The following is a 14,904-nucleotide window of genomic DNA, read 5'->3' as shown; positions in this document are numbered from 1 at the left end:
GGTGCGCGACACGCTTGAACTGGTCGACAGCAACAGGCTCGCGCTCGGGCGTGACCGGCTCGCTGCCGCTCTGGCCGATCACGGCCACGTCTACGACACGAAGACGGAGTATCGACGGGCTGTCGATGAGGCCCTGTTCGGACTCGGCGAACGCCGCTATGCCGAATTGATGGAACTGCTGCTGCAGATCCGCGCGCCGCAGCTCTCGAAGAAGCCGAGCGAAGCAGCGCTGTCGGAGGCGTTGACCCGGGCGCTCACGCCGATCGGCGACGCGGTGATCAAATCGCTCGCCGACGGCTTGCGCTCACTCGACGAGGAACGCGAAGAGGTACAACAGCTGGCCGCCGCGCAGAAAGCGGTACACCGATTTCTCGAACATTATCGCGGCTTCTCCCGGGTGATGCTCAAACGCCACGCCGAGGGGCCGCGCCGGGAGCAGGCCGAGTTCGATCGGTTTGGTCGCGCCGTGATCGAGACCACCGCCGAGCTGGAGCAATTGCAGCAGTCATTGAGCATCTTCGCGGCTGAAACCGCCCTGCTGCAGGGCGAACGCACTCAACTCGACGCTGAGCGCGAGGCTCTGCGCGACAGCGCCCACGCCGAGAGTGAGCGGATGCTCGAGCTCGCGGATGCGGCCGCCGTCACCGCGGAAGAACGCGCCATAGCCGCCGAGCAGGGATTGAACAACGCGACCGCGACACTCCAGCGCAGCGAGACAGACGCCGGGGACGACCGGGCGGCCTGTGCCGTCGCCGATACCCAGGTGCACGCGGCTGTCGCCGTGGTCGTTGCAGCCGCCGCCGAGGCACGCATCGAGCACGACCATGCGGCGCTCGCTGTAGGTCGGGATCCCGAGGCGCTCGCCCGTGACCGCGCGGCGACGACGCTGCGCACCGCCCGAACCCGCGAAGCACTCGCCCGGGTCACCGAGCTGATCACAGCGCTCGAGGCAGCTGAGGGCGCCGTGACTGAGGCTGATCGTCGCGAAGCGGAGACCGAAACGCGCCTCGCCGAAGCCGACACCGAGCGCGCCATCGCCGATGTCGACGATAACTCCCGGGCCAGCTGCCTGGGGCTGCTGGCCGAGTTCGACCTGGACGTGGTGATGACGAGCGAACGCGATGGGGCTGCTACGCCGAAGTTCCGGGGCTATCGATCGCCCAATTGACTCGATTCGACGGCTCCGACGCCGTGCACGTGCAGCGCTGGCAGTGGGACGGTCGACGACGCGCCGCGGTCGCCGAGCCGCTGGTCTCGGCCGACCCAGCGGGCAGCCTGTGGTGAGCGGTGACCTCGAGCGCATTCGCCGTCTGCTCGGCACGCCCGACACGGCCTGGTTTCTCGCCCGCATGCGCGCGAGGCTCGACCAGAAGGGACTGCTCGACGGCACGGTCACCAAGCAGAACGCGAGCACGGCTGAGCGGATGGCGTCGGCCCGGCTGACCGGGCGCGCCGTGCGCCCCGGGTCGTCGGCGTCGGTCTCGCTCGACCAGCTCGACGACGCGCTGCGACGCGATGCCTGGCCTGAGGGCCTGGCGGCGGCGGTGGTGGCCCTGACCGGCCCGGTCGTCGGGCGGGCCGCCCGACGTGCCGCCCGGGAGAGCTGGCAGCAGGGCGCCGACACCCTGCGCGGTATGGCCATCGAGCGGCCGTGGCTGTCGCCGGGGGTGGACGGCATGCTCAGCAACGGTGGGTTGCGACGAGCGACTGCGACAGCGGAGGCGGTGAATGACCTGGCGTTTCGTCTCGCTCGGCTGGTGCGCGAGCTGCCAGCTGAGGGTGAGGTGCTCGGGGTGCTGGCTGCGCGCCTATTCGGTGATGCCCACGCGCTCGACGCGAAGGCGCCGCTGGGGTCGATCGCAGCCGGACTCGCTGCGGTGCTCGCCTCCCTACCGGCCGGAAAAGGCGCTGGCTGGCGCCGCTCGGCCTGGCTGGCCTGTGGTGTCGTCGTCGACGAACTCTCGTCGACGGTGCTGGCCGTGGGGCTGCCGGGAGGCGCCGGTTCGCCGACCGCGCGGGCTCTCGCCGCGCTCACCACTGCGGGCCAGCCGGCGGTGCTCACCTAGCGGCAGCTGGCGGCGGACGATGTCGGCACGGTTCCTTCGCTCGTGTTCGTCTGCGAGAATCCCGCGGTCGTGGCTGCCGCCGCGGACCGGTTCGGTGCCGACGTTCCCTCGCTCGTGTGCGTGAATGGGCAACCGGGAGCCGCCGTCATCCGCTTGCTGACGCGGTTGGTGGATGGCGGTGCAGTGCTTCGGTATCACGGCGATTTCGATGCGGGTGGGCTTGCGATCGCCCGCACCCTGGCCTGGAGCGCCCCGTGGCTGCCGTGGCGGTTTGGCGCGGCGGACTATCGCGCCGCGTGCGAGTCGAGCCAGTCGACGGCAGCCTTCAGCGGTGCCGTCGGCGAAACAGCCTGGGACCCAGACCTGGCCGTCGCCATGGAGGACCTGCGCCTGCGCGTCGAGGAGGAGTCAGTGTTGTCGGAGTTGCTGGGCGACCTCGGTGGCGTGACGGACGAGCACGCGGCTTCTACGGTTGATATTGTGACTGATCCACGGGGGATAACCTGAATAATTCCGAGGGAACAATGCTGCACAGTGATCGCAAAACTGTGACGCGACAGAGTCAGCGCAGCTTGGTCGACCATGAAACCGGAGTGGGCGGAAAGTAGGCCGACTCTCCCGTGCTCGTGATCTGGTGGCTGTGCGTGCGGGGCCCATGGCATCCGCGTGAAGCCGTTTCGTTACGCCGATGATGGGGCAGCGACGAGGGAAGCGACGAGGCCGGCTACGAGGGCAGCGACGAGATCAGCACCCTCGTCGTCGGTCACGCCATCACGGGCAGCCGAGCGTTCCACGGTGCTGGGCTGACGCTACGGCATGACCGGAGCCACGAAGGTGAACGTCATGCCCAGCAGCCATACCGACAGCAGCACCACCGGCAAGTGGAACAGGAACTGCAGCGACGTGAACCCCACCAGGTCCCGGGCCCGTAGCTTGAGTACTGCCAGCAGCGGAAGCATGAAGAACGGGTTGATCAGGTTGGGCAGCGCTTCAGCCACGTTGTAGATCTGCACGGTCCAACCCAGGTTCATCCCCACATCCGTCGCCGATTGCATGACATACGGAGCTTCCACCAACCACTTGCCCCCACCGGATGGCACGAAAATTCCGAGAATGGCCGTGTAGATGGCGATGATCACGGCGAAGCCTCCGCCATCGCTGATGCTCGTGAAGAACTCGGACAGGTGCTGGGAGACAGTCAGCCCGCCGTTGCCGACGGCCCGGGTCAGAACGGCGGCCATCGCCGCATACAGGGGGAACTGCACGAGGATTCCGGCGGTCGCCGGCACGGCCTTGGTGACGGCCTGCAAAAAGTTCCGCGGTGTCTTGTGCAGCACCAGACCGAGTACGAGGAAGACCAGCAGGTAGCCGTTGAGGCTGCTGATCACGCTGAGGAATGGCTTGGACAGGAACTGCGCGATGAGCCAGCCGAGGGTCAGGAGCCCGATCAGGGCCGGCAGGATCCAGCTGAACTCCAGCCACTCGCCCGGCCGGGTGCGGCTCGTGGCCGGTTCCGGCTGATCGTCGAGGTCAATGTCCAGGTCGGCGGCTGTTCTGATGGCCGCACCCCGCGGCGCCGAGAAAAACGCGATGACCGTTGTAAGAATCATCAAGAGCACGAGCATAACCAGGGACTGCCAGGTGAAAATCGTCTTGCCGAAATCCAGGACTCCGGTGATCTTCAACAGAGCCGGCGGGATCGACGCCTCCGTGGCCTGCAGCTGTGCAGCGGATGAGGACAGCCCCAGTGCCCAGACCGCACCGAGCCCCATGAATGCTGCGGCCCCCAGGGCGCGATAATCCGCCCGCAGATCAGTGCGGCGGGCGATAGCCCTGGCCAGCAGACCGGCGAAGACAAGGCTGAGACCCCAGTTGAGAAAGGACACCGACATCGCCAGGAAAGCAACGAAGCCCACGGCCGATGCTGCCGTTTTCGGCACCGCCGCCATCCAATCGATGATTCGGGCGACGGGGGCGGAGGTGGCGACAACATAGCCGGTCATCACGACCATTGCCATTTGCAGTGTGAAGGCGGTGAGATCCCAGAATCCGTCGCCGAAGGCGACCACGATGGCGGTCGGGGATGCGCCGGAAGAAAGGGCCGCCAGCGCCACGATGATCACTCCGCCGAGGGCGAAGATGTAGGCATCCGGAAACCACTTCTCGGTCCATTTCGCCATGGTCTGGGCCACTTTGGCCAGTCCCTTTTCTGGAACGACTTCTTCTGTCGGCAAGGTGGTGCTCATGGACCAGGACCTCTTCATTGAGCGTGTAAGTAGGGTTACGGGCACATGCCCGGAACCGGTTAAACGGTAGAGGCGGCACGAGGGGCTGTCAAACCAGCCGCCGGGACGGCTGGGAGACGATTCAGTCGGTACAGAAAATCGTCGCATCGAAGTCAGGGTCACGAAAGTTGTTGCAACGGCTGGGAATTCCGGCTCTCCTGACGTAACCGTGGGTTGAAGTCGGCCGGGGAGCACGGGTCGATGCTCGACGAGGCTGAGTATGGCGAGGGCGATGAGGGCGATGAAGGCGATGAAGGCGAGGAGGGCCTCGGTGGATTTGAAGCCAAACGCGATGCGGGTGATGAGTCGGATCTTGGTGTTCATGGCTTCGATGCGGCCGGTGAAGAGTCCGTGCTCGATGGCTGCGAGGATCGCAGGCCGGTGTTTGACGATGCGGCCGGTGGCGTTTTACGAACGCGGCGATGCGGCAGCGGCGCATCGGCAACGGGGCGTCCCCGGCCTGACCCGGGCGACCTGAACCCCCGATTCACGGTCAAGACCAACGACTTCCACGACCGTTTTCGCGACACCAAGCAGAGTTCGCCACATGGTTGGCCTGCCGTTTTCTGCCCTGAAGTATCTGCTCCTTTGACAGTCAGAAACCTGGACGGAAAGCGGCGTGCGGCCGTTAGGGCGCTCCAAAAGAGGCAGGGTTAGGCCACAAGAGCCAAAATTCCCGTCGATAGACTGGGGCACGCCACGTAGCTTGATACTCGCATTCACAACCGCATCGCCGCGGAAAGGTCTTCTATGCCCAGCACTGACGCGATCGATAGCCCCTCGGGCACCCACCCCGCTGGCGACAGTACGGTGGCGGGTGCCGGCGGGGCCGTATCCACTGTGACTGAGCCTGAGGTGCTGCTGCAGCGTGACGGACCGCTGGCCCGCATCATTTTGAACCGGCCGAAGGCGCTCAACGCGCTGACCCACGCCATGATCTGCTCCATCGCTGCAGCCCTCACGGAGTGGGCCGACGACACCGCTGTGCACACCGTGCTGCTCACCGGTAGCGGCGACCGTGCCCTCTGCGCCGGCGGCGACATCGTGTCGATCTACCGCGATGCCCGCACCGAAAGCGACGAGAACGCGCGCTTCTGGGCCGACGAGTACACGCTGAACGCCCAGATCAAGCGGTACCGCAAGCCGTTCGTGGCCCTGATGGACCGCATCGTGCTCGGCGGGGGAGTCGGCCTCAGCGGCCACGCCTCGCACCGAATCGTGACCGAACGCACGAAACTCGGCATGCCCGAGACCACCATCGGCTTCGTGCCCGACGTCGGCGGAACCTACCTCTACTCGCGCACCCCCGGTGAGCTCGGCACCCACCTCGCCCTCACCGCCGGGACCATGACCGGCGGCGATGCCATCGCGCTCGGCCTCGCCGACATTTTCGTCGATTCAACTCGGCTCGATTCTCTGGTCGACTCTCTCCAACGGATGCCCGCTGCCGCAGCCATCGCCCAGCACGACTCGTCGACCGTGCCGCAGGCGCCACTCATGGCCGAGCGCGCCTGGATCGACCAGTGCTACGCCGGCAACGAGCTGCCCGCCATCATGCACCGGTTGCAGACCTCGCCCGTTGCCGCCGCGCGCGAGGCCGCCAGCGCGATTCTGGCCAAGTCGCCGACCGCCGTCTCGGTCACCCTCGAATCCCTGCGCCGCGCCCGCGACCTCGGCACCCTCGAAGACGTCCTCGAGCAGGAGTACCGGGTGTCGCTGCGCATGGTGGCCGGCCCCGACATGGTCGAGGGCATTCGCGCCCAGGTCATCGACAAAGACCGCGCTCCGGTCTGGCAGCCCAACACCATTGACGCCGTGCCCGACGCCGACGTGCAGGCGCACTTCGCGCCGCTGGGAGAGCGCGAGCTGCAATTGCCGCGCCCGGCTACACACGACCACAAACCGATCAAGAACACATTCACCGAACGAGAGGCCACAGCGTGAGCGACTCCCAGACCGACGCCCCGACCAACGCAACCCCGACCAACGCAACCCCGACCAACGCCGATACCTACGAGAACATTCTGCTCGAACGCCACGGCCGGGTCGGCGTGATCACGCTCAACCGGCCCAAGTCCCTGAACGCCCTCAACTTCGCCACGATGCACGATGTGGTCGGTGCCGCCACCCGGCTTGACCTCGACCCCGAGATCGGCGCGATCATCATCACCGGCTCGGAGCGGGCCTTCGCGGCCGGCGCCGACATCAAGGAGATGTCCACGATGAGCTACATGGACATGTACCTCGACGACTGGTTCGCCGGCTGGGACCGCCTCGCCGCCGTGCGCACCCCGGTCATCGCCGCCGTCTCCGGCCACGCCCTCGGCGGCGGCTGCGAGTTGGCCCTGATCTGTGATTTCATTATCGCCTCCGACACGGCCACCTTCGGGCAGCCCGAGATCAAGCTCGGTGTCATTCCCGGAATGGGTGGATCCCAACGCCTCACGCGCGCCGTCGGCAAGGCCAAGGCGATGGAGATGATCCTCACCGGCCGCACCATCGGAGCCGTCGAAGCCGAACGCGCCGGCCTCGTCGCCCGCGTCGTGCCCGCCGCAGACCTGCGTGCCGACGCCCTCAGGACCGCGACCGACATCGCCGCCAAATCGGCGCCGATCGCCATGCTCGCCAAGGAGGTCGTTAACGCGGCGTACGAGTCGATGCTGAGTGGTGGCATCCATTTGGAACGTCGCCTCTTTCACTCCGTGTTCGCCACCGATGACCAGAGTGAGGGTATGGCCGCCTTCATCGACAAGCGGCCGCCGGTGTTCACCAACCGCTAGCGTGCGTTCGTCCAGCTGTACTCGTTCTCGGGGCGCCCCGGCGTGCCGTAGCGCGGTGCGCGCAGCACGAGACCCAGGTCGGCGAGGTACTCCAGGTAGCGCCGCGCGGTAACACGCGACAATCCGAGCGGCTTCATCAGCTCACTCGCCGACACTGGCGCGGCCTGGGCCTGCAGGTAGGCAACCACCGCGTTCAGTGTCGAATCGGCCAGGCCCTTCGGTCGCGAAATGTCAGCCGGAGCTCGCAAACTCGCGAACGCGTGATCAACCGCCGACTGTGTCACAACGGATGCCTGCTCGTTCAATTCCCGACGAAAGTGCCGGTAGCTGGTCAATTTGGCGGCGAAGGTCGAATAGGTGAACGGCTTGATCAGATATTGCACGACCCCGGCCGCTATTGCCCCTCGCACATTTTCGAGGTCGCGTACCGCGGTGATAGCGATGATGTCGGTGGCCAGGCCGGCCGCACGGATGCGCCGGCTCACGTCGAGCCCATGGCTGTCGGGCAGGTTCATGTCCATGAGCACCAGGTCGATGGGAACGCCGGCCGAGGCTGCAGCCGCGACCCGGCGAAACGCGTCCTGCCCGGTGCCGGCCGTGCCGACGAGTTCGAAACCGGCCAGCCGACCAACGTAGACGGCGTGCGCTTCGGCCGCCAGCGGTTCATCTTCGACGACGAGCACGCGAATGGGCGGCAACACAGACTCAGGCATCATCGCTCGCTGCGATGGTTTCGGCCACCTGAGCGACGCCCGGAATCGTTACGGCCGGAATCGTCGCGGCCGAAATTGTCGCGGCCGGAATCGTCGCGGTGAAGACGGCGCCCTCGCGTCGCCCGATCGTGAGAGTGCCGCCAAGGCGGGTCACCGCCTGCCGCACCAGGGCCAGACCGAGTCCGCGGCCGCCGATTGCGGGGCCCGGCGCCGTGACGCCCGCGCCAATGCCCGCGTCTGCCGTGCTCGTGAAATCCGTGCTCGTGAGGTCTGTGTCCGTGACGCCCACGCCCCCGTCGGCCGTGCTCGTGAGGTCCGTTCCCGTCGCGCCGGCGCTCTTGGTACTGAAGCCGAGCCGCAGCACGTCGTCGATCACATCGGGTGCCACTCCGGCACCACTGTCTGCGACCTCGATCTGCACGGCATGCTCGGTCGACGACACCCCAACCGACACCCAACGCGGGTCTGCGCCGGCGGCCGCCGCGTCAAGGGCATTGTCGACGAGATTGCCGAGCACGGTCACGAGGTCTTGAATCGACAGCCCCGACTGCGCGAGCGTGCCCGACGCGGTAACGGTGAGCGTGATGCCGAGCTCATTGGCCTGCGCCGATTTGCCCATGATCAGGGCGCTGATCACGGGTTCGTCGACCGAACCGACCATCTCGTCGGCGAGCTGTTGGCTCAATTCGAGATCTTTCGTGGCGAATTCGAGGGCCTGATCGGTGCGGCCGAGCTCCATGAGCGACACGATCGTGTGCAAGCGGTTGGAATGCTCGTGGGTCTGCGCCCGCAGTGCGTCGGAGAGGGTCTGCATCGATTGCAGTTCGCTTCCCAGGGTCTGTAGGTCGGTGTGGTCGCGAATGGTCGCCACGAATCCCATCGGGGTGGCCTTGGAGCGACTCGACGAGGTCGATGAGGCCACGGCCGGTTGCTGGCTGACCACGAGCACGCGCGAGTCGGTCAGGTGAATCTCGTCGTGGGCGGTGCGGCCGCTGCGCAGCAACGCGCCGAGGCTGGGCGGCAAGCTCAGGTCGGTGAGGGTTGGCGGTGGCTCGGTGCTGCCCGCGCCCGGGGGAGCGGCAATTCCGAGCAGCCGCGCCGCTTGGTCGTTGTAGAGTACGAGGTTTCCGTGCCGATCAACGAGCACGAGCCCTTCCCGCACCGAGTGCAGCACCGAGTCGTAGTAGACGAACAGCTGTGCGAGATGCTCCGGGCCCCAGCCGAGAGTCACCCGGCGCAGATACCGACCAATCAGCCAGGTCACGACCGAACCCGACAACAGTAGGGCAAGTGCCAGCCCCAGTATGGCGGGCAACCGGGAGTTCAGGGCGATCGTGATGTTGCTCGTTGTGGTGCCCGCCGCGACGAGCGCGCGCACGGTACCGCCGGCATCCAACACCGGCACCACGGCACGAACGGATGGCCCGAGCGTTCCCGTGCTGATTTCCGTGAAGGCAGTGCCCGAGAGTGCTGGTTCGATCGCGCCGATGTAGTCCTTGCCGATTTCGGTCGCGGTGGGGTGGGTCCAGCGGGTGCGGTCCGGGGCCATGATCGTGATGAAGTCGAGGCCGGCATCCTTGGTCAGCTCGAGGGCGTAGGGCTGCAACGACGCGCTCGGGTTAGCCGATTCGCTCGCCTTGAGCACCAGCGGACTGTCGGCGATGGCGGTGGCGACAGCGAGCATGCGGTCGCTGGTCTCCTCGTAGGCTCGATCGCGGGCATCGACGAAAAAAGCTGTTCCAACGAAGGTCGCGAGCACGGCGATGAACATCGCGTGCGCGAGAAAGAGCCGTCTCGCGATACTCCACTCCCTGCGCACTGCCTGCCCCTCTCGTGTATTCGTCTGGCGGCTCGTGAACAATATGACCGCAACCGTGACCCCACGGGCTGTCTCAGTCAGTCTGGTAGGCATTGCAGCACGCCGGAGCCCGTGGTGGGCCAGGTTAAGCCTAGACATAGGAGTCTGACATGGCATCGACGCCATCAACCCAAAGCAAACTGAACAAATCTTCCAAACCCAAGAAGAGAATTGACTCGTCGCACTACCTCTACATGGCCGTCATTGTCGCGGTCATTCTGGGTATCGTCGTCGGCCTGGTCTGGGGCGGTCCTGAGGGCTTTGCCGTTTCGCTCAAGCCGCTCGGTGACCTGTTCATCGCCCTGATCAAAATGATGATCGCGCCGATCATCTTCTGCACGATCATTCTCGGCATCGGCTCGATCGCCAAAGCTGCCACCGTCGGCAAGATCGGCGGACTGGCACTCGGCTACTTTCTGATCATGTCGACCTTTGCGCTCGGTATCGGCCTCGTCGTGGGCAATATGATCCACCCGGGTGAGGGCATCAACCTGACGGATGCCACCTTCAAGGCCACCGAATCCGCCGACACCCAGTCGTTCCTGCTGGGGATCGTGCCCGCCACCCTGTTCTCATCGTTGACCAGCGGCAATATTTTGCAGACCCTGCTCGTCGCGCTCATCGCCGGCTTCGCCCTGCAGAAGATGGGCCCGGCCGGAAAGCCGATTCTTGAGGGCATTGCCCACGTGCAGGCCCTGGTCTTTCGCATTCTCATCATGGTCATGTGGCTCGCCCCGATCGGTGCCTTCGGTGCGATCGCCGCGGTCGTCGGTGCCACCGGCATCCAGGCCGTGGTCAGCCTGTTCACCCTCATGGCCGCTTTCTACATCACCTGCATCATCTTCATCGTGGTCATTCTCGGAGGGTTGCTCAAGCTCGTCACCGGCGTGAACATTTTCAAGCTGATGCGCTACCTCGGCCGCGAATACCTGCTGATCTTCTCGACCTCGTCTTCCGAAGCGGCCCTGCCGCGACTGATAGCGAAGATGGAACACCTCGGCGTCTCCAAGCCGGTCGTGGGTGTCACCGTGCCCACCGGCTACTCCTTCAACCTCGACGGCACCGCGATCTACCTGACCATGGCGTCGCTGTTCATCGCCAACGCGCTCGGCCAGCCGCTCGCCCTCGGTGAGCAGATCGGACTGCTCGTCTTTATGATCATCGCGAGCAAGGGCGCCGCCGGAGTCTCCGGCGCCGGCCTCGCCACCCTGGCCGCCGGCCTGCAGGCCCATGCCCCGCAGCTCGTCGGCGGCGTCGGCTTCATCGTTGGAATCGATCGCTTCATGTCCGAAGCGCGCGCGCTGACCAACTTCACCGGCAACGCCGTGGCGACCGTCATGATCGGCTCCTGGACCAAGGAGATCGACCGGGTGCAGGTTGACCGCGTACTCGACAAGCTCGAACCGTTCGACGAGCGCACCATGCTCACGCACGGTCACGTCAGCCCCGCCGACACTCAGCGCACCGCCGAGAAGGCCGCGCAGGTTGACGTGTTGGAACGCTCCGCCGCAATATAACGAGCATTAGACTCGCGCTGAGGGTGCCGTCCGGAGTAGTCCTCCCGGGCGGCACCCTTTTGTGTTGGTCGAGTTGCGGTGGACGAGTTTTGGTGGTCGAGCATCGAGACCATCGCTGTGCAGTTGTCTCGACCCGCTTGACCAACGGTCCACGCAATATTTCGGTGTGCCTAAAAGTTGATGTGTTAGGATTGTTGACGGTCTTACAACCCTTCACCAGGACGCGCACGCGTAGCCACCATTTGAGATGGAACGGCCGCGATCGTATGGTCCGGCATCGAAGGACGCGATCCCATGGTCGCTCCAGCCCGCGCTGTGTTTCGCGATCGGGCCGGTTGATGCTTACCCGTCCGAGAAGACAGCATGTCGCTGCGTCAGCCGTAAAATCGACGACGTTCGGCGTGCACCGGAGAACGCGTGTCCGATAGCAGCACAGATTCCATTGCCGTCAAGGCAGACCACTTATACAAAGCGTTCGGACGTCGCCCGCACGAGATCGTCAAAAAGCTCAAAGCGGGCACAAGCCGCACCGAAATCTCCCACCTCGGGGTCGCCGCCGTCATCGACGCCTCCTTCGAGGTCAAGAAGGGCGAGATCTTCGTCGTCATGGGCCTGTCGGGCTCGGGCAAGTCAACGCTCATCCGTATGCTCAACGGACTGTGGGAGACCACCTCGGGAACGGTGACCGTGGGCGGCACCGACATAACTGACATCTCGGCGTCAGAACTTCGCGGTGTGCGTCGCAGGAGCATCTCCATGGTGTTCCAGCACTTCGCCCTGCTACCGCACCGCACGGTTATCGACAATGTCGCATACGGCCTCGAGATTCAGGGCATGGGTCGTGAAGCGCGTCTCGCGAAGGCCCAGACGATCATCGACCTGGTCGGCCTCGCCGGCTGGGCCGACAACCTGCCCGCCGAGCTCTCCGGCGGCATGCAGCAGCGTGTCGGCCTCGGGCGCGCCCTCGCCGCCGACACCGATGTTCTTCTCATGGATGAAGCCTTTTCGGCCCTCGACCCATTGATTCGACGCGAGATGCAGGAACAGCTCATTGAGTTGCAGGCCGCGCTCGGCAAAACCATTATCTTCATCACCCACGACCTGAACGAAGCCATGTTTCTCGGTGACCGCATCGCGGTCATGCGCGATGGTCGCATCGTGCAGATCGGCACGCCCGAAGACATTCTCACCGACCCGGCCAACGACTACGTCGCCCAGTTCGTGCAGGACGTCGACAGGGCCCGCGTACTGACCGCAGCAAGTGTCATGGAACCGGCGCGTTCGGTTATCACGAAGACGGCGGGGCCCCGCGCCGCGCTGCGTACCATGCGCGACCTGCAGACATCCGTCACTTTTATACTCAATCGCGACCGCAGTTTCGCCGGAATTGTGCGCGATCGCGATGTGCTCAAGTTGGTCAAGTCGGGCGAAACCGACCTGCGCACGATTATTCGTGACGATGCCACCTCGGTACGGTCCGACACCGCGCTGGTCGACCTGGTCGAGCCCTCGGTCGAGAGCGAATTGCCCATCGCCGTCGTTGACGAAAAGAATCGCCTGCTCGGGGTCATTCCGCGAGTGACCCTGCTCGCCGCCATCGGCAACGTCAATACCAACACCGGAGAATTACCCGTCGTGATGCCGCCGGCCACCATCTCGATCAGTCAGATCACCGACATTCTGGGCGAAACTGCCGAAGAAAACCTTCGCAACACCGAAGGAGCCCGCGCATGACCGACTTTCGCCTTCCCCTGGGCTCCATCGTTGAGTCCTTTGTCGACTACATCACCGACACCTTCGGCTTTCTCTTTGGCTTCATTCGCGCCGTGTTCGACGGCGCCTACGAGTCCGTCGAGTTTCTGCTCGGCGAGCCGCCGTTCTGGGCGATCATGCTCGTGCTCGGCGTTCTCGCATTCGGCATTCGCGGCTGGAAGTTCGCGCTGGGAACCCTGATCGGTCTGGCCGTCATCCTCGGCGTCGACCAGTGGCAGAACGCCATGGATACGCTCGCGCTCGTGCTCGTTGCGAGTGTGCTCGCGATCGTGATCAGTGTGCCCCTCGGCGTTCTCGCGGCCAAGTCCACACTGGCCTCGAACATCATTCGCCCGGTGCTCGACTTCATGCAGACCATGCCCGCCTTCGTCTACCTCATTCCAGCGCTCATTCTGTTTCGTGTCGGAGTGGTACCGGGCATTGTCGCGACGATCATCTTCGCCATGGCGCCCGGCGTGCGCCTGACCGAACTGGGCATTCGCAGCGTGGACAAAGAAGTTGTTGAAGCCGGGCAGGCCTTCGGGGCGTCCCCGTGGCGCATCCTCCGGCAGATCCAACTGCCGTTGGCCACTCCCACCATCATGGCCGGGGTCAACCAGGTCATCATGCTGTCGCTGTCGATGGTCGTCATCTCCGGCATGGTCGGAGCGGGCGGGCTCGGTGCGCAGGTCGTCGCAAGCCTGAACCGCATCGATATCGCGCTCGGTTTCGAAGCCGGCCTGTCCGTGGTGATTCTGGCCATCTTCCTCGACCGCATCACCGCGTCACTCGGGGACACGAAATCCATCGGTTTCTTCGGCAACATCCGTCGTGCGCTGCGCGGCCGTAAAAAAACAGATGCCGTGCCCGCCGCCGCATCCGCCGCCGCACCAACCGAACCCGCCCGGGTCTGACCGGGCATTGCCCGATTGACGGGTGCATCCGCATCCGTTTCACCGATACGGCCCTGGCCGTATGCACCACACGTCAACCCCAGTCACCCACAGCGGGTGGCACGAAAGAAAGACACATGAAAAAGAATCGTTCCACATCAATTTTCGCGCTCGGAACGGTCGGAGTGCTGGCCCTCACCGGTTGCGCCGCCTCCGGCGAGACCGACACCGTCGGTAACGGCAACGACGACAACAAGGACATGTCACTCGCTGTCTTCAATGGCTGGGATGAAGGCGTTGCGGCCTCCGAGCTGTGGAAAGCCATTCTCGATGAGAAGGGCTACAACGTTGAACTTGAGTACGCTGACGTCGCGCCGGTGTACTCCGGCCTGTCGACCGGTGACTATGACCTGAGCATGGACATCTGGCTGCCCGTCACCCACGCCTCCTACTTGGAGGAGTACGGCGACAAGATCGTCGACCTCGGTGCCTGGAATGAGGAGTCCCAAAACGCCATCGCGGTCAACGCGGACGCGCCGATCGACTCCCTCGAGGAACTCGCGGCCAACGCCGATCTCTTCGGCAACCGCATCGTGGGCATTGAGCCCGGCGCCGGTTTGACCCTCGCGACGACCAATAATGCCATTCCGGAATATGGCCTCGAGGACATGGAATACCTGACGTCGTCGACCGCCGCGATGCTCGTTGAGCTGCAGACGGCGATCGACAAGGGCGAGAACATCGTCGTGACTCTCTGGGAGCCGCACTGGGCGTACAACAAGTTCCCGCTCAAGAACCTGGAAGACCCAAAGGGCGCCCTCGGCGGCAGGGAGAGCATTCACTCCTACGCCAAGACGGACTTCAAGGCGGACTTCCCCCAGGCCGCCGAGTGGATCGGCGATTTTGAAATGGACCTCAACACGCTGTACTCGCTCGAGCAGGCCATGTTCATCGACTATGACGGTCAGGACTTCGCACCGATCGTCGCGAAGTGGATCGAAGACAACCAAGACTATGTCGACGGCCTCACCAGCTGATTG

At 64.8% G+C, this 14,904-nt stretch carries 12 protein-coding genes and 1 pseudogene; 9 read left to right on the top strand and 4 right to left on the bottom strand.

Translation table 11 applies throughout. The features are described 5' to 3' along the window. Position 1: 1 nt before the first annotated feature. The 3 genes from LH475_RS10700 (at position 2) to LH475_RS10690 (ending at position 2,573) form a co-directional block, all read left to right on the top strand. Positions 2–1,168, top strand: a complete 1,167-nt coding sequence (locus LH475_RS10700) for a hypothetical protein (protein ID WP_297413915.1) — start codon at positions 2–4, stop codon at positions 1,166–1,168. Between the two features lie 112 nt (positions 1,169–1,280). After that, positions 1,281–2,066 carry a TIGR02679 domain-containing protein gene (locus tag LH475_RS10695; RefSeq protein ID WP_297413914.1) on the top strand — a complete coding sequence of 262 codons (786 nt, stop codon included), beginning with the start codon at positions 1,281–1,283 and terminating at the stop codon, positions 2,064–2,066. A 42-nt stretch (positions 2,067–2,108) separates the two neighbouring features. Continuing rightward, positions 2,109–2,573, top strand: a complete 465-nt coding sequence (locus LH475_RS10690) for a DUF2399 domain-containing protein (protein WP_297413912.1) — start codon at positions 2,109–2,111, stop codon at positions 2,571–2,573. Between the two features lie 302 nt (positions 2,574–2,875). Here LH475_RS10690 and LH475_RS10685 read toward each other — a convergent pair whose 3' ends face one another. Both LH475_RS10685 and LH475_RS10680 read right to left on the bottom strand, forming a co-directional pair. After that, positions 2,876–4,312: a TIGR00366 family protein gene (locus LH475_RS10685; RefSeq protein WP_196842520.1), complete on the bottom strand. Its 1,437-nt coding sequence runs from the start codon at positions 4,310–4,312 to the stop codon at positions 2,876–2,878. 219 nt (positions 4,313–4,531) lie between these two features. Beyond that, positions 4,532–4,747, bottom strand: a pseudogene (locus tag LH475_RS10680) (transposase); the annotation flags it as partial. A 354-nt stretch (positions 4,748–5,101) separates the two neighbouring features. On the opposite strand from LH475_RS10680, the gene LH475_RS10675 reads away from it, so the two are divergent. Next, the gene (locus tag LH475_RS10675) at positions 5,102–6,295 is read left to right on the top strand and encodes an enoyl-CoA hydratase/isomerase family protein (protein ID WP_196842521.1); all 1,194 of its coding nucleotides are present in this window, start codon (positions 5,102–5,104) and stop codon (positions 6,293–6,295) included. Positions 6,296–6,372: 77 nt separating this feature from the next. After that, a complete protein-coding gene (locus tag LH475_RS10670) occupies positions 6,373–7,131 on the top strand; it encodes an enoyl-CoA hydratase (protein ID WP_297413949.1) in 759 nt (252 codons plus the stop codon). Here LH475_RS10670 and LH475_RS10665 read toward each other — a convergent pair. Both LH475_RS10665 and LH475_RS10660 read right to left on the bottom strand, forming a co-directional pair. Next, positions 7,128–7,829 carry a response regulator gene (locus LH475_RS10665; protein ID WP_196842745.1) on the bottom strand — a complete coding sequence of 234 codons (702 nt, stop codon included), beginning with the start codon at positions 7,827–7,829 and terminating at the stop codon, positions 7,128–7,130. The genes LH475_RS10670 and LH475_RS10665 overlap by 4 nt on opposite strands. A 7-nt stretch (positions 7,830–7,836) precedes the next feature. Then, a complete protein-coding gene (locus LH475_RS10660) occupies positions 7,837–9,663 on the bottom strand; it encodes an ATP-binding protein (protein WP_196842523.1) in 1,827 nt (608 codons plus the stop codon). A 149-nt stretch (positions 9,664–9,812) separates the two neighbouring features. On the opposite strand from LH475_RS10660, the gene LH475_RS10655 reads away from it, so the two are divergent. The 4 genes from LH475_RS10655 (at position 9,813) to LH475_RS10640 (ending at position 14,901) form a co-directional block, all read left to right on the top strand. Next, the gene (locus tag LH475_RS10655) at positions 9,813–11,219 is read left to right on the top strand and encodes a cation:dicarboxylase symporter family transporter (RefSeq protein WP_196842524.1); all 1,407 of its coding nucleotides are present in this window, start codon (positions 9,813–9,815) and stop codon (positions 11,217–11,219) included. Positions 11,220–11,636: 417 nt separating this feature from the next. Further along, entirely contained in the window at positions 11,637–12,953 is a 1,317-nt protein-coding gene (locus tag LH475_RS10650; RefSeq protein WP_297413908.1) for a glycine betaine/L-proline ABC transporter ATP-binding protein, read from the top strand. Then, complete coding sequence (locus tag LH475_RS10645; RefSeq protein ID WP_196842526.1) at positions 12,950–13,885, top strand: proline/glycine betaine ABC transporter permease; 936 nt, start codon at positions 12,950–12,952, stop codon at positions 13,883–13,885. Before LH475_RS10650 ends, LH475_RS10645 begins: the two co-directional genes overlap by 4 nt. 116 nt (positions 13,886–14,001) lie before the next feature. Further along, positions 14,002–14,901, top strand: coding sequence for a glycine betaine ABC transporter substrate-binding protein (locus LH475_RS10640; RefSeq protein ID WP_297413905.1), 900 nt, complete (start codon positions 14,002–14,004; stop codon positions 14,899–14,901). Positions 14,902–14,904: the final 3 nt, after the last annotated feature.

It is taken from the genome of Cryobacterium sp. (assembly GCF_026786305.1).
Taxonomy (GTDB): domain Bacteria; phylum Actinomycetota; class Actinomycetes; order Actinomycetales; family Microbacteriaceae; genus Cryobacterium.
The sequence above is the reverse complement of the archived record's forward strand: the minus strand, read 5'-3'. Positions and strand labels throughout refer to the sequence as shown.

Bases quoted from the DNA above. Each gene is read 5' to 3' on its own strand.
- LH475_RS10645 (WP_196842526.1), top strand. From the start codon at position 12,950: ATGACCGACTTTCGCCTTCCCCTGGGCTCCATCGTTGAGTCCTTTGTC.
- LH475_RS10675 (WP_196842521.1), top strand. From the start codon at position 5,102: ATGCCCAGCACTGACGCGATCGATAGCCCCTCGGGCACCCACCCCGCT.
- LH475_RS10685 (WP_196842520.1), bottom strand. From the start codon at position 4,312: ATGAGCACCACCTTGCCGACAGAAGAAGTCGTTCCAGAAAAGGGACTG.
- LH475_RS10640 (WP_297413905.1), top strand. From the start codon at position 14,002: ATGAAAAAGAATCGTTCCACATCAATTTTCGCGCTCGGAACGGTCGGA.
- LH475_RS10655 (WP_196842524.1), top strand. From the start codon at position 9,813: ATGGCATCGACGCCATCAACCCAAAGCAAACTGAACAAATCTTCCAAA.